Below are 19,707 nucleotides of genomic sequence, written 5' to 3'. Positions count from 1 at the left end.
GGTTTATGCAGGCGTCCATTCTAGCGCCGACGGCCGGTAATGCGCACCCAGCCATCGCGATTGGCAATCGGGTCCAGATCGAAGTCCTGGGCGTAGGCTTTGGCGACGTCTTCGCCTTGTTCGGCGAGGATGCCCGACAGCGCCAAGCGACCGCCCGGCTTGACCAGGCTGGACAGTTGCGGCGCCAGGGAAACCAGCGGGCCGGCGAGGATGTTCGCCACCAGCACGTCGGCCTGAACCTGCGGCAAATCTTCTGGCAGATAGAGCGGGAACAAGGCTTCGGCGATGTTGTTGCGTCCGGCGTTGTCGCGGGAGGCTTCCAGCGCCTGCACATCGATGTCGGTGCCGACGGCTTCCTTGGCGCCCAGCAGCAGGGCAGCGATCGCCAGGATCCCCGAGCCGCAGCCGAAGTCCAGCACGTTGCAGCCTTTCAGATCCTGGCCGTCGAGCCATTCCAGGCACAGTGCGGTGGTCGGGTGAGTGCCGGTGCCGAACGCCAGGCCCGGATCCAGCAGCAGATTCACCGCATCAGGCTCAGGCGCGGCGTGCCAGCTCGGGACAATCCACAGGCGCTGGCCGAAACGCATCGGCTGGAAGCCGTCCATCCAGCTGCGCTCCCAATCCTGGTCTTCGATGACTTCGCTATGATGCTCGGGCAGCGGACTGCCGGTCAGCAACTCAAGGTGGGCCAGCACGCTGGCGGCTTCGGTGCCACCTTCGAACAGGGCCAACAGGTGAGTGTGTGACCACAGCGGCGTGGTGTTGAGTTCCGGCTCGAAGATCGGCTGGTCTTCGGCGTCCATGAACGTCACCGACACGGCACCCACTTCAAGGAAAGCGTCTTCGTAGGTTTCGGCTTGTTCTGGGCTGATGGCGAGACGGACTTGCAGCCAAGGCATGGCGGGCACCTTTGAAAAATATTGATTGCAGCCTAGCGGGCTGCGAGAAGCGCGCAAGTTTACGCGAGCGCGCGCCAGAAGACGACCGGATCGCCACAAAGGGGCTTCGGTGTTCAGCAATCTCCAGACCAACAAAGCCGCTCGAAAGCGGCTTTGTTGGTCTGGATCACATCTTAATGCTGGTTCCCTGCATTATTGGCTCTGAGCCACTGCAGGCCTTTGCTCGTTAGACGATAGCGTTGCAGGCGGCTGTTAGGTAGCCCGGGGAGTGTCATTTCAAGAGCCCCGGCAGCGATGGCCGGCAGTATGTAAGCCTTGCGGAAGTGGTCGGCGTTTTTCAGGTTCATGGATGCCTGAAGTTCTTGCCTGCTCATATCGCCATCAATAACCTTCAGCAGCGCAGCGACTTCCATGGTGACTTCCATGGTGACTTCCATGGTCGTTGCATCAGAACTGTGTGATTGAGGGTGTGCGGGCAGTCGCACGACGTACGAAATCCGCTCGTCGTCGGTTTCAAATAGCGGGGCGGGCGAACCATTGGCAGCCATGACCTTGAGGATTTTCGGGATTCCGGTCGAGCGGCCTTCGGTCAGATCCAGCTCTTTCAAGAATTCCCCAATTCGTCGGTTGCGGTAGCGGCGGCTTACTGCACGACCCGCTCGCAGGTCTTCCAGGCGAATTGATCGGTCGGGTCCCGGGAAGCTCAAAATCACAAGTTCTTCCTGGCTGATGCGAACCTCGATCGGTTCGCGTTCTTCATAAGAACGGTGATACACGGCGTTGACCAGCGCCTCTTCAAGCGCCGCATACGGGAAATTCCAGACCCTTGTCGCCTCGGCACGGTCCGGGTATTTGATGACCGTTTGATGAAGGTAATTACGCTGGATGTAGGCCAGAGCCTCTCGGGTCATGGTTGCCAGAGGGCCTTTGAAAATTTTTTCGTCAAAGCGGTCGCCCCCGGCACCTTCGGGAAACCACAGCACGTCAATCTGCGTAGCGGGAAAGAACTGTTCGGGAGCATTGCTGAAGAACATCAGGCCGACATTCTTGGGCCATGGCGACTCGATTGGACCGCCCACGACATTCATTTGTCGGCCCAAGGTCTCGATTGACAGGTGGTCAGCGTCTTCTGCGAGGGCGCTGCCAATCTCTTGCAGGAAATTCTGCATCAGCGGTTTGGACAGGTCGGTGACACGGGCCCCCAGATGGAAGCGGTCATCGAAAGGCACCTTTGCAGCGAGGTTCAAGAGCTCCTGCTCGGCTTCACCCTTGGCCTCCACTGTGCTGCTGTAGCGGCGAATGTAGTAATGCAGGCTCCGGTATTTGGCTGTCACCGCTGCCGGGGCTTTATAGGGGCGATTTTGGCCGCCCGGTGCCCACAATACGATTAGCTTGCGGCCGTCGACTTCCTCCAAACTCAGTACCGGAAAATAGGCCGGTTGAATTGTTTGGCAGGCTGCCAACAGCTCGAGCTGGATCTTGTCGAGGGTCTGATCTGCAAGACCCGACGGAGGAAAAACAGGCTGGCCGTTGCTGTCACAATCCTGTCCAATCACCACATAACCACCGCCCAGATTTTCAAAGTCATTGGCGAAGGCGCAGAGCGTGCGAATGATCGGGTCAGGATTCCAACCCGTTTTGTATTCAATTCGCTCGCTCTCGACTGTCCGCTGACGCAGCAGGTCGTTCAGGTTTATTGGCAGTTTTTCAGGCATGGGCGGGCTCTGGTTCGTCGGCGTTGCGATGATTAGAGGGCGATTATAGCCAGCCCAGATAGGCGAACGCCTGTCAGTTAATCCCCGCAGAGCGTGGATGAAACCTTCAGAAACAACAAAGCCGCCCGAAGGCGGCTTTGTTGATTGGGTCGAAGCTTAGTGCTTCTCGCCAGCCAGCTTGTGTTCCAGGTAGTGGATGTTGACCCCACCTTTGCAGAAGCCTTCATCGCGGACCAGATCGCGGTGCAGCGGGATGTTGGTCTTGATCCCGTCGACAACGATTTCGTCCAGTGCATTGCGCATGCGCGCCATGGCTTCTTCACGAGTTGCGCCGTAGGTGATCAGCTTGCCGATCAACGAATCGTAGTTCGGCGGAACGGCATAGCCACTGTACAGGTGCGAATCGACGCGAACGCCGTTGCCGCCTGGAGCGTGGAAATGCTTGACCGTGCCAGGGCTCGGCATGAAGGTTTTCGGGTCTTCGGCGTTGATCCGGCATTCCAGCGCGTGGCCGCGGATAACCACGTCTTCCTGGGTGTACGACAACTTGTTGCCAGCGGCGATGCTCAGCATCTCCTTGACGATGTCGATGCCAGTGACCATTTCCGAAACCGGGTGCTCAACCTGTACGCGGGTGTTCATTTCGATGAAATAGAACGCGCCGTTCTCGTACAGGAACTCGAAAGTCCCCGCGCCACGGTAATTGATGTCGATGCACGCCTTGACGCAGCGTGCGAGGACTTCGGCGCGTGCTTTCTCGTCGATGCCCGGTGCCGGCGCTTCTTCGAGAACCTTCTGGTGACGACGTTGCAGCGAGCAGTCGCGGTCGCCCAGATGGATTGCGTGACCCTGGCCATCGGAAAGCACCTGGACTTCCACGTGACGTGGGTTGGTCAGGAATTTTTCCAGGTAGACCATCGGGTTGCCAAACGCCGCACCGGCTTCGGAGCGGGTCAGTTTCGCCGAAGAAATCAGGTCTTCTTCTTTATGCACAACACGCATGCCGCGACCACCACCGCCGCCAGCGGCTTTGATGATCACCGGGTAACCGACTTCGCGACCAATGCGCAGAGCGGTTTCTTCGTCTTCAGGCAGCGGGCCGTCGGAACCCGGAACGGTTGGAACGCCAGCAGCGATCATGGCGTGCTTGGCCGATACCTTGTCGCCCATCAGGCGAATGGTGTCGGCTTTCGGGCCAATGAACGCGAAACCGGAGTTTTCGACCTGTTCGGCGAAGTCGGCGTTTTCCGCAAGGAAGCCGTAGCCTGGGTGAATGGCGGTAGCGCCGGTCACTTCAGCCGCGGCGATGATTGCCGGAATGTGCAGGTAAGAATGAGCGGCCGATGCCGGACCGATGCAGACGGATTCGTCTGCCAGGCCCAGGTGCATCAGTTCTTTGTCGGCCTTGGAGTAAACGGCGACAGTCTTGATGCCCATCTCTTTGCAGGCGCGCAGGATCCGCAGGGCAATCTCACCGCGGTTGGCGATCAGAACTTTTTCCAACTTCGCAGTCATCAAAGGCTCTCCGCGGTTCAAACGATGGTGAACAGCGGTTGGTCGTACTCAACCGGCTGGCCGTCTTCGACGAGGATGGATTCGATCACACCGCTGGATTCAGCTTCGATGTGGTTCATCATCTTCATCGCTTCAACGATGCACAGGGTGTCGCCTTTCTTCACGGTCTGGCCAACTTCAACGAAGGAAGGCGAAGACGGCGAGGATTTGCGATAGAACGTGCCGACCATAGGCGAACGGGCAACGTTGCCGTTCAGAACAGGGGCAGCGGGTGCCGCAGGAGCAGCAGCGGCAACCGGAGCAGCAGCCACTGGCGCAGGCGCCGGAGCCTGCATTGGCGCCGGTGCATAGTACTGCTGAGCCGGGGTCTTGCTGTGACGGCTGATGCGTACGGACTCTTCGCCTTCCTTGATCTCGAGCTCGTCGATGCCGGACTCTTCCAGCAGTTCGATCAGTTTCTTAACTTTACGGATATCCATGAATCATCAACTCCCAAGGGTCGGTCAGGGGCGTATAGCTTGTTGTTCAAGCTGTTCCAGGGCGGCCTCCAGGGCCAGTCGATAACCGCTGGCGCCAAGGCCGCAGATCACTCCCACCGCTACGTCGGAGAAGTAAGAGTGATGGCGGAAAGGTTCGCGTTTGTGCACGTTAGACAAATGCACTTCGATGAATGGGATGCTCACCGCCAGCAGCGCGTCACGTAATGCGACACTTGTGTGCGTAAAAGCTGCTGGGTTGATCAGAATGAAGTCGACACCTTCGCCGCGAGCGGCGTGGATGCGGTCGATCAATTCGTACTCGGCATTGCTTTGCAGGTAGAGCAAATGGTGGCCGGCTTCACGGGCTCGGCGCTCCAGATCCTGATTGATCTGCGCCAGGGTAGTCGCCCCGTAGACGCCCGGTTCGCGGGTGCCGAGCAAGTTCAGGTTGGGTCCGTGCAGAACCAGTAAGGTCGCCATCTGCTGTTCCTTGTTATCTGTGAGCAATTGTCAGAACCCGGCGACTATGCCGCAAAGCCTTTGTGACTGTCCAGTTCTCTGCAATAGGCAGCACGATGACCGATGTTTGCGAAAAATTTATGACTGGGTGATTAAATTCGGTCATTTGCTTTCGCGACACGTTCGGCGAAGTCCGTTGCATTGATCTCGCCGATCACCCGCACATCGGCACGTTCGACGCCATCCTTGCCAAAAAACATCAGCGCCGGAGGGCCGAACAGCTTGTAGCGGTCGAGCAGGGCGCGTTGTTCGGCGTTGCTGGCGGTGATGTCGAATCGGATCAGCCGATAGCCCTTGAGGCGTTCGACGACCTTCGCGTCGTTAAGTACTTCATGTTCGATGACTTTGCAGCTGATGCACCAGTCGGCGTACCAGTCGAGCAACAGCGGGGTGCCGGACGATTGGGCGTCAGCGAGGACACGGTCCAGGTCTGACGGGGTGTTGACGGTTTGCCAGTCGCTGGCGTCTTGCGTGTTATCGGCCACAACGCGGGACTGGCCAATCGGATTGAGCGGATCGGTCTGACCGCTGAACGCTCCGTACCAACAGGCCAGCGCATAAAATAGCAGGAACATCCCGAGCAATTGGCCGAGACGTTTTCGAGGCGGCTTGTAGACGAACTCCAGCGCGCCCATGAATAGCCCGACACCACCGGCCAGCAAGCCGATCAGCAGCAACGTGATTTGCCCCGGCAACACGCGACTGAGCAGCCCGATCGCCAACCCCAGCAACAAAACCCCGATCGCGTTTTTCACATAGACCAGCCACGGTCCGCTTTTCGGCAGCCAGGCGGCACCACCGGTGGCCACCAGTAACAGCGGCGCGCCCATGCCGAGACCGAGCATGAACAGTTTTAATCCACCGCCCAGCGCATCGCCGCTGGCACTGATGTACAGCAACGCACCGGCCAGCGGTGCCGAAACGCAAGGCGAAACCAGCAGGCTGGACACTACGCCCAATACTGCCGCGCCCCACAGCGAGCCGCCTTCGGTGCGGCCGGCGATCCGGTCCAGTCGACTGCTGATGGCTTGCGGCAGCTTGAGTTCGAAGACGCCGAACATCGCCAACGCAAACACCGCAAAAAACATCGCGAACGGCACCAGCACCCAAGCTGATTGCAATCGCGCCTGGAGATTGAGCTGGGCGCCGAACATCCCCATCAGCGCCCCGAGCAAGGCGAAGCACGCGGCCATTGGCAGCACGTAAGCGAGGGATAGATTGAAGCCGCGCACACCACCGACCTGACCACGCAATACCACGCCGGACAAGATCGGCAGCATGGGCAGCACGCACGGTGTGAAGGTCAGGCCCAGGCCTGCGAGGAAGAACAATGCCAGTTCGCGCCAGCTCCAGTTTTTGCTGGTGGCGCCGCTGCTGCCGACACTGTCGCTGCTGCCATCAATGCTCAAACGCTCGGTCTCTGGCGGGTAGCACAGGCCTTTGTCGGCGCAGCCCTGATACGTTACCGCCAGGGTGAAGGCGCGTTGATCGGTGCGCGGCAGTTCTACATCGAGAATGCCGTGGTAGACCTCGACGTCGCCGAAATACTCATCGTGCTTTTTTTCGCCCGGGGGTAGCTGTGCGGCCCCGAGGCTGACATCGGCTGGATCGGCTCGAAACTGAAAGCGATGCCGGTAGAGGTAGTAACCCTCGGTCGCGACGAAACGCAGTTTGATCGATTGCGGCGTGCTGTCTACCAGGCTCAACTGAAAGGCTTCGCGCACCGGCAGAAAGTCGGCGCTGTTGTTGATCGATCCCAGCGTTGTACTGGGTCGAGTGTCCAGCAAGCCGGCGGCGGAAGCCGGCAGGGCGAGCACTAAAAGCAGCAGGCAGAGCAAACGGCGCATGACAATCTCGCGTATCGGAGTAGGGGGCATGATAGCGGACGTCGGTCGGGTGTGCAGGGCTTGGAATTCTGTGGTGATTGGTCTGACGCCTTCGCGAGCAAGCCCGCTCCCACATTGGATCTGCGTCGTACACAAATCAAATGTGGGAGCGGGCTTGCTCGCGAAGACGGTCTGTCAGACGCGGAAGGCCTGAACGGCTGTGTGAAGACGTCCGCCCAATACCAACAAATTCTCCCCTTGCTCACGCCCCTCGCCAATCCTCAGCAAATTATCCCCTCCCAGCTTGTGGATACGTTCGCTGTGATCGCGGATCTCGCTGACCGCGCCACTCTGCTGGGCAGTGACATCGGCGATGCGCACGGCGGTGTCGGCAATGGTCTGGATCGCCCCAACGATTTTATCCAGCGCGCCATCGGCGGCCTGGGCCTGATTGGCCGTGGCTTCGGCGTGTTCAACCTGGGCGCGCATGCCTTCCACCGATTGCCGTGCGGCGGTTTGCAGGCCGGCGATCAGGACCTGGATTTCTGCAGTGGCGCCAGCGGTGCGTTGCGCCAATGACCGTACCTCTTCAGCCACCACCGCAAACCCGCGACCCATTTCACCGGCGCGGGCCGCTTCAATGGCGGCGTTCAGGGCCAGCAGGTTGGTCTGGTCCGCAATCGAGCGGATCACCGTCAACACGCCGCCGATGGTCGCGGACTCCTCGGCCAGGTGTTCGATCATTTGCGCATTGCCTTGCACTTCATCCACCAGCGCATGCAACCCGGTGAGGCTCAGGCCGATGACTTTCTGGCCATGTTCCACCGCCAGTCCGGCATGGCGGCTGGCGTCGGCCGCCTGGCTGGCATCGCCGGCTACTTGTTGGATGGTCGCTTCCAATTCACCGAGGGAATCGCGGATCAGCGCGGTGTCGCCAGCCTGGTGTTCGGCGCCACTGTGCAGGTCATTGCTCAGCTCAGCCAGGGTTCGACTGCTGCCAGCGACCTGTTCGGCGTTGAGGCGAATGGTCCCGACCAGATCGACCAGATAGGCGCGCAGACGATTGAGCGAGGCTTGAATGTCATGCAGTTCGCGGTTGGTCTTGCCCAGCTCTATGTCCCGACTGAAGTCACCCTCGGCCCAGGTCGAAAGGGCAGGTGCCAGGTTGGTCAGCGTCCGCGCCAAGCGTCGTTGCAGGGTATCGATCAACAATGCAATGAGCAGAATCAGGCCGATCATGACCCCCTGCATCAGTCGAACTTCGCTCTGGATCTGCCCGTGTTGGGCACGAACCACCGGTTCCAGTCCGGCGATGGCCTGTTGCACGGCGGCGATTTTTTGGTGAGTGGCGGTGCTGAGGTCGGCGCGTTTCTGAATCTGGTCGCGAGTGCGCGCCAGTTCTGCCGGGTAGCGCGTCAGCAGGCTGTTGAGTTCACGCTTGAGGCCGACGCCGGCATCTTCGGCGACGGTTTTTTCAGTGTTCTCCAGGCCCATCATCGAGGCGAAATCATCCGTGCCCGATCCGCTGCTGGTCGTCACGCCGAGTAGCGGCAGGGCGCCTAGCAGTTCAGCCTGAGTGCGGATGTTGGCGACTTCGCGCTCGACATCGGCCGCCAGTTCGCTACGACCACTGCTGACCAGTTTGTCCCGGGCCAGGGACAGTTTGCCCAGGTGCTGGGAGGCCGCGAGCAGCGGTGTCAGATAGGGCGCGTTAGTGCTGGCGTATTGGCTGAGCTGATCGAGACTGGCGCCGAGTTCGCGTTCGGCTTGCAACAGCAGTGCTTGCGGGTCGCCCGCCAGTTTGCCGGCTGCGAGCAAGTCGGTTTTGCTGAATTCTTCGAGGGTCGACAGGCTGGGCCGTAAGGTGTCGGCCAAGGCCGGCGGCAATTCGGCAAGTTCCTTTTGCAGGCCGTCGATGGCCTGGCCGGCACTGCTCAGGCGCAGGGCATCACCGCTGGCGAGGTAATCCTCGACGTTTCGCGCGACTTCATTTTGAAATTGCTGGGACAACCTGAGGTAACGCTCCATCAATAGATAGGGACGTTCGAGGGCTTTTTGCGACCACCACAGGGTGGCGCCGAGGGCTACGCACACGGCGACTAAAAGGAGGGTGTTGAGATTGGTCAGCAGCTTCAGGCGCACGGGGCTACCAACGGCAGAATGGTAAGTGCCTGAAGTTATTGCGTTTATGTTACAGGGTTATGACCGAATCGATCGTTTTCGATGAAAAGCTGGCACTTTGCTTTGACGTCCGCGCAGCTTGGACGCGATTACGTCCGGCGTCCTTGGCGCGGTACAGCGCTTCGTCTGCCTGGCTGGCCATCAACAGGCTGTCGGAGTGTTCGCACAGCTCCACAACGCCGGCGCTGAAGGTGCACCAAAGATCATGGGGCTGGGCAGGGTAGTGAATTTCGGCAAAGCGCTGACGGATTTCATTCAACACGTTGTAGGCCGATTCCAGATCGGTGTCCGGCATCACGATGGCGAACTCTTCCCCGCCGTAACGACCGATAAAATCGGTCTTTCGCAGCCGCTGCTTGAGGAACAGCGCCAGGCTCTTGATCACGCGGTCACCCATGGGATGGCCATGGCTGTCGTTGACGCGTTTGAAGTGGTCGATGTCGAGCATCGCAAAGCTCAGCGGCTTGCTTTCGCGTCGGGCGCGGAACGAGCAGTCTTCGAGCAGTTGCAGAATGTGGGTGTGGTTGTACAAACCGGTGAGGCTGTCGCGGACCATCCGCGCTTTCAGATTGCGTGCCCGAGCCGCGCGGTTGCGCACGGTGGTGATCAAATGTCGGGGTTTGATCGGTTTGGTCAGGAAGTCATCGCCGCCCTCGCTCATGGCGTCGAGTTGCTTGTCCAGATCGTCTTCGGCCGACAGGTAGATGATTGGCACACTGACATAGCGGTCGTTATGGCGAATCACCTTGGCCAGTTCAGTGCCGGTGCAAGCGGGCATGTACATATCGAGGATGATCAGGTCCGGCTGGAAGTCCGCCAGTTCAGCCATGGCCTGAATCGGTTCTATCAGGGTTCGCGTGACAATTCCGGCACTGTTGAGCAGGCGTTCGGTATGCAGGGCCTGGGCGCGGGAGTCGTCGATGATCAGCACTTTATATGGTTCGTACTGGGCGACGCAGGTCAGGACCTCAATTTTCTCCAGCAGGCTCGACGCTTCGAGGGTGCCAGTGAGGAACTCCTGACCACCGGCGCGCACCGCGGCAAGGCGGGTCGGGGTATCGGTTTCGTGCAGGCTGAAGAACAAAAGTGGCAATTGATGATCGAGACCTTCCTGGGCTTCGGCGGCCAGTTTCAGGCCGATGCCGGCACCGCTGAAATCGACGTCCATGACGATCGCTGCGGGCAATCGCTCGACCATCGAGGAACGAAACGCCGCCACACTGTTCAGCGCCTGGGCGCTGAGCCCGAAAAATTCCAGTTGCTTGGCCAGGCGCTCGGCACGGTCGTGATCCTGCAGCATGACGTAGATTGGCTTGCGTAGTGGCGGCAGGAAAGTATGTTCGAGTTGATCGCCATGGCGCAGGCCGGTACGCGACAGACGTTGCATTAAACGATTGAGGTCGGTGATCAACCCACTGCTCAGGCGTCCGCGATTGGCGTCGACAGCCTCCAGCGACTGGCTGATGTGGCGAGCCAGTTGAGTGTGTTCCGGTTGTTCGAAGCGCTCGGCGAAACGCAGCAGGCGCAAATTGGCCTCGCTCAGTTCCAGTAAGTCAGTGGCGGACCACTCGCTGCTTTGCAGGCGCTGCCATATCTCAAGAATTTGACGTGCCTGATGAATTACCCGCTGGGCAAAGTGGTGCTTGAGGCGCTCACGGCTGGGGTCTTCTGGCTCGGTCATATCCTGACTACTAGTTAGGGTGCATGCTGAGATCGACTGGTGGCTCTATGCTAGCACCTCTTTTCAATGGGATGAGTGTCGTACGTCAATAAACTGTAGTGCGACGTTATTCAGTTTCTGACTGGCTGGTCTAGTTGGGTTTGTCGCTGGCCGGTAGCAGCCAGCAAAGAGGGCGTTTCAGGACGCTTCCTATTTATATCCGCGCAACTTCCTCCTGCCCGACGAATTTCGTCTGTCAGGGATTTCTGATTTTTCGGCAGGGTGATTCGGGCGAGGCAAGCGGCTGATAGGGTTCAGGGATTCCCCTAGAAGCCTGCAAATCATGACCCGGTGTTTCGAAGAGCACCCCCGGTGGATTTTCGTTCAGCGGGGGAGGGCTTGTCGTTGGTCCAGCAACAATTCCGGCATGTGCGTTTAGCGGGGGCTGGACGCTTGAGTTCATTGGCAACGGTTGTCGGCGGTTTAGCCGATAATTTTCGGGATAAGCCCAACGGCGGGTGCCGGTCAAAGGCACGTTGTTGTATGGTTGTGGTCGAACCGACGAACTCAAGTGATTGAAAGGATATCGCCATGCTGGACTGGAAGAACCGCGCGGGCAGCGCGCCTGAACGTGCCGCTGAACCGAAATCGGCTGCCCGTACTTATATCGGTGGCGTTTTGTTCAGCCGGGCGCTGGCCACGTTGATTGGTCTGTATCTGCTGGTGACCATCGGTCTGGGATGGTACTGGAGCGAGGAGCCTGCGCTGTTTCCGGTTCAGCAGAATGCCCAGTTGGCGGCCGAGAAAGAAGGCAAGCAGATGGTCATCGGCTACACCACGGTAGAAACCCTCAAGACCGTCGCCGGTACGTTGCTGACCAAACCGGGTGGCTATATCTCCAACGACCGTTTCCCGCCGGGGTTGTGGATGGATAACATGCCGAGCTGGGAATATGGCGTGCTGGTCCAGGTCCGTGACCTGACGCGAGCCATGCGCAAAGACTTCGCCCGCTCGCAATCGCAATCGGCCGAAGATGCAGACCTGGCCAAGGCCGAGCCGCGTTTCAACTTCGACAACAAGAGCTGGGTGCTGCCTTCCAGTGAGTCCGAGTATCAGGAAGGCATCAATTCCCTGAGCCGCTATCAGGCGCGTCTGTCCGACCCTACGCAGAAAAACGCGCTGTTCTATGCCCGCGCCGACAACCTGAACAACTGGTTGGGCGATGTGGGCACCCGTTTGGGCTCGTTGTCGCAACGGCTGTCGGCCAGCGTTGGCCGGGTCAAACTGAACACCTCGCTGAAAACCGAAGTCGTGATGCCGGGCCAGGTGCCGCAGGTTGACGAAGAAATCGTCGAAACCCCGTGGATGCAGATCGATAACGTGTTCTACGAAGCTCGCGGTCAAGCCTGGGCCTTGTCCCACTTGCTGCGTGCCATCGAAGTCGACTTCGCCGACGTACTGGCCAAGAAGAACGCCACCGTCAGCGTGCGCCAGATCATTCGTGAGCTGGAAGCCTCGCAAGAGCCGGTCTGGAGTCCGATGATCCTCAATGGCAGCGGTTTCGGGATTCTGGCCAACCACTCGCTGGTCATGGCCAACTACATCTCCCGGGCCAATGCGGCAGTGATCGATTTACGTCAATTGCTCAATCAGGGTTGAGTCATGGTCGATAACGCCAAAGAGGCCGCCCATCGCGCGGCCTCGGATGCCGAACAGATCGCCTGGGTCGACGAGCAGGACAACCTGCTCGGCGCCCTGGTCCGATCCGACCTGCGCGAGCGCGGGCTGATCGGGCGCGGCACCTACATCATGCTGTTCAACTCGGCCGGTGAGCTGTGTGTGCATCGACGGACCTTGAGCAAAGCCATTTATCCCGGTTTCTGGGACGTGGCAGCGGGGGGGATGGTGCTCGCCAGCGAAACCTACGCCGAGTCGGCCGCCCGCGAGCTGGAAGAAGAGTTGGGCGTCAGCGGCGTGGAATTGACCGCCCATGACCATTTCTTTTTCGAAGACACCGGCAATCGGCTGTGGTGTTCGGCGTTTTCGGCGGTGTGGGACGGCCCGTTGATCCTGCAGCCCGAAGAGGTGCTTGAAGCACGCTTTATCCCCATCGATCAGGTCATGCTGGAAATCACGCAGAAGCCTTATTGCCCGGACTCTCTGGCCGCGTTGAAGCGCTATCTGCGTGCGCGTGGCGAGGACGTCGCAAAAGAGGCATAAATTGGCGCCGATTGGCTCTTAGCAAGTCGGCTTTTTGCCGTTACACTGCGCGACCTTTTCAAGCTGAACCGGCATTGCATTTTGTAGGAGCGAGCTTGCTCGCGAAAATCGCAAGGGCGACGCGTACATTCTGAATACACGCGTTATCGTTGACGACCATCGCGAGCAAGCTCGCTCCTACGGAAGCGTACCGTGTAGGAGCGAGCTTGCTCGCGAAGAACGAATGGACGACACGTACATTCTGAATGCACGCGTTATCGTTGACGACCATCGCGAGCAAGCTCGCTCCTACAAGGTTTCACCGTTTCAGTAGCGCTGCCCCTGCCTGAGTGGGGCTTCGCGGTCGATGGCACTTGCCCAAGTTGCCGCGACCAGTCTTTGTCCTCCCAAGAGGATTGCCGGTGGCCAAAAAAGCCGCATCCTTCGCCGCCCTTGGTGGCTTGGTATTTTCCACCGACGCAGGTCGTCATTGCCCGGAATGTAGTAAGCCGGTGGATGCCTGCATCTGCAAACAGACCGTTATCCCGACTGGCGACGGCATTGCTCGCGTGCGTCGCGAAAGCAAGGGCCGTGGCGGCAAGACGGTGACGACCATCACCGGCGTGCCATTGGCTGAAGATGCGCTCAAGGAACTGGCCACGACGTTGAAGAAACGTTGCGGGACCGGCGGAGCGTTGAAAGACGGAATCATCGAAATCCAGGGCGATCATGTCGAGCTACTCTTGGGCGAGCTGATCAAACTCGGTTTCAAAGCGAAGAAGTCCGGCGGCTAGCAGCCTCTGTGAAAACCACCCTCGGCTTGATCCTGCCCTGAGCATTCAGGTCTGGCGTCGTCTACATGGTTTTCACAGAGCCTGTTCTGACCGGTTCTAAACTCAGCGCTGAATGTGAGGTCTATGCCCCTTGCATGCAGGCTAATCGTCATTTTCATTCTTTAGACTGCGCCGGCCTGAACCCAGGCGACGCACCATGACTTCTTTATAGGGGACTTCAATGTCCGTACGACGCACACGCAAAGACGATGGCAGCCAATGGACAGTTGCGGACAGCCGCAGTGTTTACGGGATTCGCCATTGGGGGGCCGGGTATTTCGCGATCAATGACGCCGGTCGCGTCGAAGTTCGTCCGAACGGTCCGACCAGTGCACCTATCGACCTGTTCGAACAAGTCGACCAGTTGCGCAAAAGTGGCCTGTCCTTGCCATTGCTGGTGCGTTTCCCGGATATTCTGCAAGACCGCGTGCGTCAGCTGACCGGTGCCTTCGATGCCAATATCGAGCGCCTGGAATACCAGAGCAAGTACACCGCGCTGTACCCGATCAAGGTGAACCAGCAAGAAGCGGTGATCGAGAACATCATCGCCACCCAGGACGTTTCCATCGGCCTGGAAGCGGGCTCCAAGCCTGAGCTGCTGGCCGTGCTGGCGCTGGCGCCGAAGGGCGGCACCATCGTTTGCAACGGTTACAAGGACCGTGAGTTCATCCGTCTGGCGCTGATGGGGCAGAAGCTCGGCCATAACGTGTTCATCGTTATCGAGAAAGAATCCGAAGTTGAACTGGTGATCGAAGAAGCTGCCTCGCTGAAGGTCAAGCCTCAGGTGGGCCTGCGCGTGCGTCTGTCGTCCCTGGCGTCGAGCAAGTGGGCGGACACCGGCGGTGAGAAATCCAAGTTTGGCTTGTCGGCGGCGCAACTGCTGTCGGTGGTCGAGCGTTTCCGCGCGGCGGGTCTGGATCAGGGCATTCGCCTTCTGCACTTCCACATGGGTTCGCAGATTGCCAACCTGGCCGACTACCAACACGGCTTCAAGGAAGCGATTCGTTACTACGGTGAATTGCGTAACCTTGGCTTGCCGGTTGACCACATCGACGTCGGTGGCGGTCTGGGCGTCGACTACGACGGTACGCACTCGCGCAACGCCAGCTCGATCAACTACGACATGGACGATTACGCCGGGGTCGTGGTCGGGATGCTCAAGGAATTCTGCGACGCGCAGAACCTGCCGCACCCGAACATTTTCTCCGAGAGTGGCCGTTCCCTGACGGCCCACCACGCCATGCTGGTGGTGCAGGTGACCGACGTCGAGAAGCACAACGACGACGTGCCGCAGATCGAGAACAAGGAAGCCTTGCCGGAAACTGTGCAGTGGCTGGTTGACCTGCTGGGGCCGACCGACATCGAAATGGTCACCGAAACCTACTGGCGCGCCACGCACTACATGAGCGACATCGCCACCCAGTACGCCGATGGCAAGCTGACCCTGGCCGAGAAAGCCCTGGCCGAGCAATGCTACTTCGCCGTCTGCCGTCGCCTGCACAACTCGTTGAAAGCCCGTCAGCGTTCCCACCGTCAGGTGCTCGACGAACTCAACGACAAGCTCGCTGACAAGTACATCTGCAACTTCTCGGTTTTCCAGAGCCTGCCGGACACCTGGGCGATTGGCCAGGTCCTGCCGATTCTGCCGCTGCACCGTCTCGACGAAGAGCCGATGCGCCGCGCCGTGCTGCAGGATCTGACCTGCGACTCCGACGGCAAGATCAAGCAATACGTCGACGAGCAGAGCATTGAAACCAGTCTGCCGGTGCACGCACTGAACGACGGCGAGGACTACCTGCTGGGGATCTTCCTGGTCGGCGCTTACCAGGAAATTCTCGGCGACATGCACAACCTGTTCGGTGACACCGACTCGGTGAACATCTACCAGAACGCCGATGGCAGTGTGTACCACGCGGGAATCGAAACCCACGACACCATCGAAGACATGTTGCGTTACGTGCACTTGTCGCCGGAAGAGCTGATGACCCACTACCGCGACAAGTGCGCCAGCGCCCGCATCACCGCTGCCGAGCGCACCCAGTTCCTCGACGCATTGCGCCTGGGGCTGACCCGTTCCTCTTACCTGTCTTCTTGAGGTAAGTCGCCGCTCTCATCAGGTTGTCTGAAAATGTTCCGCGCACAGCGGAAATTTCAGATGACCTGGTGCGACGGGTCTCTTTTTCCTAGCGAAATACCCTACGTTCCCAGCTATTAAAGCCAGATGGTCTTCTTTTCGCGTAGGCCATTTCCTAAGTTGTACTTCGGCACTCTACTCGGCCATGTCTCTCAGCGAGAATCCCCTGCCGTCCCTCCTGTAGAGAATCGCCGATGTTCGATCCAGTCAACGAACCTTCATTTCGTCTGGATGTAGCAGGCCTGCCCGACTCCTTAGAAGTCTTGGGCTTTACTGGTAGAGAAGCCATCAGCGAGCCGTTTGTGTTCGATGTGGATCTGCTGATTGATGACCCGGCGCTCGACCTTGCCCGCCTGCTGTACCGTCCGGTTTTTTTGCGCTTCGGGCCGCAAGGCAACGGATTTCATGGACTCTTGCATGAACTCGTCCAGCGTGAGCATGGCTCGGCTGCCCGGCTCTGCCGAGCGCGTCTTGGGCCGAAGCTGGCATGCCTGGCACAGCGTTTCAGTCAGCGTATTTTCAGCGGGCGTTCTGTGCCTGACATCCTGGATCAGGTGCTGATCGAGCACGGCATCGTCGGCAAGCATCGGCGCTTTGACCTGAGTGGCGACTACCCACCTCGCGATTTCTGCACGCAGTACCGGGAATCGGATTTGCAATTTCTGCAGCGGCTGTGTGCCCAGCATCGACTTCACTACCACTTCGAGCACGGTGCGCGAGGGCACTGCGTGGTTTTTGGTGAGGGTCAGGGGCATTTCCCCCTGGGGGAACGCGCCGATTTCCACGTCGAGCGCGAGCAACCGGCAGTGCGGCAGTTCGAGCTTCAGGCGGTGCACCTCACCTCGCAGCGTGCCGAAGGGCGTTCGGATCTGCCGACGTTGCGCAGTGGTCAGTTGATGCCGCTGTCTGACCACCCCATCGCCAGCTGCAATCATCGCTGGCTGTTGACGCATGTCGAGCACCAGGGAACGGAGGATCGCTACAGCAACCAGCTCCGCGCCATTCATTGGACGCAGCCTTTCGTCTCGTCCCATTCTGCAGAGAAACCGCGGATGCACAGCCTGCAAAGGGCCTGGGTGGTCGACGTCGATGAGCAACAGCCCGATTCATCCAGGCCGGTCGCCGTGCAGTTTGACTGGCTCTATCAGGGCGAGGGTGCCACGGCCAGTCACTGTTGGCTGCCGGTGGCCGCAGGGCTTGGCGCAGCAACCGTTGCGCAATTGAGTGAGGGCATCGAGGTGGTGGTGAGCTTCATCGAGGGGGATCCGGATCAGCCGTTGATCACCGGTTTTCTTCACGTTCCGTCACCGCTAGAAGAGGCGCAGGCGCCGAGGCCGACAGAGGACTATCCGCCCGTCGAAGGCCTGCTGGGCTTGCTGCGATCGGGTGAGCCTTTGTCGTTGCTGTGCCTGTTGCCCGGTGGCGGCAGTTTCAGCCATTGCGCACTGGCCGTTTGCACGTGCCGGTTCGCAACGCGGCTTGGTCAGAGCGGTGCGGCATGATCGCCGCGAGCCCGCAATGGCTGTTGCTGGATGTACCGGGTGCGCCACTCGCGGGGGCAACCCTGCAACAGTCGTTTGCGCAGGTCCCCCGATTCTGGTTGTTCGAAGACACGGAGTTGCAGGCGCTACGTGAACAAGGCCCAGTCCTGGTCAACCTTCGGGCATGCCCGGCGCTGGCCGAGTTGTGCCACAGCGATTCGCAGCTCTGGCGCGGGCTGCTGCTGGTCAGTGAGGCAACCCCGGCGCAATTGCTGGCACATTTGCGCCGTATGCTCACGGTCTCTGTCGGCCTGCATCATCGGGCGTTATTGAGTTACTACAACCCGCAGACTGCCAGCTATTTTTTCGATGCTTGCGATGCGCTGGAGCTGAGCCGTTGGCTGGGGCCGATCAGCCAGTTGCGCTGGTTCGGCGGGACCTGGGCCGACCGCGCGATTGGCAGTCAGGGCTGGCAGCAGTTGATCAATCCGGGGCTTATCGTCAGCCCATTGGTGGTCGAAGAGAGGCTCAACCCTTGTCAGCAGGAGAAACTGCAAACCTGTCTGCTGGAACACCATGCCTGGCAATGGAGCCAATCGACCGGGGCCGATTACAGCAGCGTGTGGTCCCGTGTTCAGGAGGGCCTGGCGTTGGGGTTCAGCGAACGGCCGGTGCTCGATGGGTGGTTATGGCTGCGCTTGCAGCACCCCCGAGCTCCGCTGGTGCAACCTTTGTCAGGGCTGACTCAGCAAGAACGTCTCGATAACCTGCGCAAACGCTGGCAAAGCGATCAACCTTGAGGGCCCTGTTGGCTCAGTGAGTCCGACTGGCGAACCAGCCGTCATTTTTGCGCAGCAGCCAGGCAAACGCGCCGAGGGTCAGGCTGCGCAGCAACATGAACAACAGAAATGTTATCCACAGCCCATGGTTGCCCAAGCCTTGCAGCGCCCAGGCGAACGGCAGCAGCAGCGCCACCGTCAGCAGCATGCCGTTGCGCATTTCCCGGGCGCGGGTGGCGCCGATGAACAACCCGTCAAGCAGGTAACTCCAGACGGCAATCAGCGGCAGCGCGGCGAGGTAAGGCAGGTAGATGAACGCCGTGTCGCGCACGCTCTGAATATTGGTCTGCATCTCGATGAACAGGTGCCCGGCGAACAGGAACAGTGCGGCAAATCCCAGGCTCGCCAGCAATGACCAACCGCAGGCCACCACCAGCGAACGACGCAGGGCATCACGGTTGCGAGCGCCGATGGCATGTCCGCAAAGGGCTTCCACGGCATGGGCCAACCCATCGAGCGCGTGGGCGGTCAGCAGCAAGCCGTTGAGCAGCAGCGCATTGGCGGCGACGGTGGCATCACCCAGCCGAGCGCCCTGCACGGTAATTAGGAAAAACACCGATTGCAGCGCCAGGCTGCGAATGAAAATGTCGCGGTTGACTGCCAGCAATGGGCGCCAACTCTGCCACAACGCCAAGGCGGCCCAGGCAATGTGGCCGGGGTAGGCGCGCAGAGCCTTGCGAGTCATCAGCAAGCCGATCAATGCGCCGGTCCATTCGGCAATCACCGAGGCCCGCGCGGCACCGACTACGCCCCAGTCCAGCCCGAGGACGAACCACAGGTTCAACGCAATATTGACCAGGTTGGTGCTCAATAGAATCGCCAGGGGCGCCCGGGCGTTCTGCGTGCCGAGGAACCAGCCGACCAACGCATAGCTGGCCAGCGCGGCCGGCAGACCGAACAACCGGGTGTGGAAAAATTCGCGGGTCAGCTGATCCAGCGCTGCGGAGGGTTGCATGAAGTGCAGCGCAACACCGCTCAACGGGACGCCCAATGCACCCAACACCACCGCCAGCCCCATGGCCAGCAACAGACCTTGAAGCAAAATCTGCCGCAAGGCCGCGCCATCGTCACGCCCGGCAGCCTGGGCGGCGAAACCGGTCGTGCCCATGCGCAGGAAACCCATGCCCCAGGCAAGAAAGGTATAAAGACTGGCCCCGACCGCGACAGCGCCCAACTGGTGGGCATGGGGCAAGTGGCCGATGACTGTGCTGTCAACCAGCGCCACCAGCGGCACGGAAATATTCGAAAGAATCATCGGCGCAGCCAGCGCCCAGACCCGACGATGGGTAGGGCGGTCGCGCCAGTCGGCGATCAGGTCGGTCATGCAAGCTCCTTGGGGGAGCGGGCATTGTAGCGGCACATTTGGAACCATGTAGGAGCGAGCTTGCTCGCGAAGGACGTTAACGATAACGCGTTCATCCTGAATA

At 59.8% G+C, this 19,707-nt stretch carries 15 protein-coding genes; 6 read left to right on the top strand and 9 right to left on the bottom strand.

The genetic code is table 11. The features are described from left to right. Nucleotides 1–20 precede the first annotated feature (20 nt). The 8 genes from prmA to JFU37_RS09535 form a co-directional block, all read right to left on the bottom strand. A complete protein-coding gene (gene prmA / locus JFU37_RS09570; protein WP_201115066.1) occupies nt 21–899 on the bottom strand; it encodes a 50S ribosomal protein L11 methyltransferase in 879 nt (292 codons plus the stop codon). Nucleotides 900–1,072: 173 nt separating this feature from the next. Beyond that, a complete protein-coding gene (locus JFU37_RS09565) occupies nt 1,073–2,614 on the bottom strand; it encodes a Fic family protein (RefSeq protein ID WP_201115065.1) in 1,542 nt (513 codons plus the stop codon). A 156-nt stretch (nt 2,615–2,770) separates the two neighbouring features. Next, on the bottom strand, nt 2,771–4,129 hold the full coding sequence (gene accC, locus JFU37_RS09560) for an acetyl-CoA carboxylase biotin carboxylase subunit (protein ID WP_201115064.1): 1,359 nt from the start codon (nt 4,127–4,129) through the stop codon (nt 2,771–2,773). A 17-nt stretch (nt 4,130–4,146) separates the two neighbouring features. Then, nucleotides 4,147–4,608 carry an acetyl-CoA carboxylase biotin carboxyl carrier protein gene (gene accB, locus JFU37_RS09555; RefSeq protein ID WP_201115063.1) on the bottom strand — a complete coding sequence of 154 codons (462 nt, stop codon included), beginning with the start codon at nt 4,606–4,608 and terminating at the stop codon, nt 4,147–4,149. 24 nt (nt 4,609–4,632) lie between these two features. After that, nucleotides 4,633–5,088 (bottom strand): type II 3-dehydroquinate dehydratase, encoded by a 456-nt coding sequence (aroQ, locus tag JFU37_RS09550; RefSeq protein WP_201115062.1) that lies wholly within the window; start codon nt 5,086–5,088, stop codon nt 4,633–4,635. A gap of 131 nt (nt 5,089–5,219) precedes the next feature. After that, nucleotides 5,220–6,974, bottom strand: coding sequence for a protein-disulfide reductase DsbD (locus JFU37_RS09545; protein WP_201115061.1), 1,755 nt, complete (start codon nt 6,972–6,974; stop codon nt 5,220–5,222). A 174-nt stretch (nt 6,975–7,148) separates the two neighbouring features. Continuing rightward, nucleotides 7,149–8,192: a methyl-accepting chemotaxis protein gene (locus tag JFU37_RS31240; protein WP_446739440.1), complete on the bottom strand. Its 1,044-nt coding sequence runs from the start codon at nt 8,190–8,192 to the stop codon at nt 7,149–7,151. A 952-nt stretch (nt 8,193–9,144) separates the two neighbouring features. Next, nucleotides 9,145–10,815, bottom strand: coding sequence for a response regulator (locus JFU37_RS09535; RefSeq protein WP_201115059.1), 1,671 nt, complete (start codon nt 10,813–10,815; stop codon nt 9,145–9,147). Nucleotides 10,816–11,385: 570 nt separating this feature from the next. Between JFU37_RS09535 and JFU37_RS09530 the strand changes: the two genes are divergently transcribed. The 6 genes from JFU37_RS09530 (at nt 11,386) to JFU37_RS09505 (ending at nt 18,241) form a co-directional block, all read left to right on the top strand. Beyond that, the gene (locus JFU37_RS09530) at nt 11,386–12,453 is read left to right on the top strand and encodes a DUF2333 family protein (RefSeq protein WP_201115058.1); all 1,068 of its coding nucleotides are present in this window, start codon (nt 11,386–11,388) and stop codon (nt 12,451–12,453) included. Nucleotides 12,454–12,456: 3 nt separating this feature from the next. After that, nucleotides 12,457–13,014: an NUDIX hydrolase gene (locus JFU37_RS09525; RefSeq protein ID WP_201115057.1), complete on the top strand. Its 558-nt coding sequence runs from the start codon at nt 12,457–12,459 to the stop codon at nt 13,012–13,014. Nucleotides 13,015–13,415: 401 nt separating this feature from the next. Beyond that, on the top strand, nt 13,416–13,787 hold the full coding sequence (locus JFU37_RS09520; RefSeq protein ID WP_201115056.1) for a translation initiation factor Sui1: 372 nt from the start codon (nt 13,416–13,418) through the stop codon (nt 13,785–13,787). A gap of 220 nt (nt 13,788–14,007) precedes the next feature. After that, nucleotides 14,008–15,921 (top strand): arginine decarboxylase, encoded by a 1,914-nt coding sequence (speA, locus tag JFU37_RS09515; RefSeq protein WP_201115055.1) that lies wholly within the window; start codon nt 14,008–14,010, stop codon nt 15,919–15,921. Nucleotides 15,922–16,154: 233 nt separating this feature from the next. After that, nucleotides 16,155–17,462: a contractile injection system protein, VgrG/Pvc8 family gene (locus tag JFU37_RS09510; protein ID WP_201115054.1), complete on the top strand. Its 1,308-nt coding sequence runs from the start codon at nt 16,155–16,157 to the stop codon at nt 17,460–17,462. Next, a complete protein-coding gene (locus JFU37_RS09505) occupies nt 17,459–18,241 on the top strand; it encodes a DUF4123 domain-containing protein (RefSeq protein ID WP_201115053.1) in 783 nt (260 codons plus the stop codon). The genes JFU37_RS09510 and JFU37_RS09505 overlap by 4 nt, the downstream gene beginning before the upstream one ends. Before the next feature lie 13 nt (nt 18,242–18,254). On the opposite strand, the gene JFU37_RS09500 is transcribed toward JFU37_RS09505, so the two are convergent. Next, complete coding sequence (locus JFU37_RS09500) at nt 18,255–19,604, bottom strand: MATE family efflux transporter (RefSeq protein ID WP_201115052.1); 1,350 nt, start codon at nt 19,602–19,604, stop codon at nt 18,255–18,257. Between the last annotated feature and the right edge of the window lie 103 nt (nt 19,605–19,707).

Source organism: Pseudomonas sp. TH41, assembly GCF_016650695.1.
GTDB lineage: Bacteria > Pseudomonadota > Gammaproteobacteria > Pseudomonadales > Pseudomonadaceae > Aquipseudomonas.
Note: the sequence above shows the minus strand (reverse complement) of the source record. Positions and strands in the feature narration are given on the sequence as shown.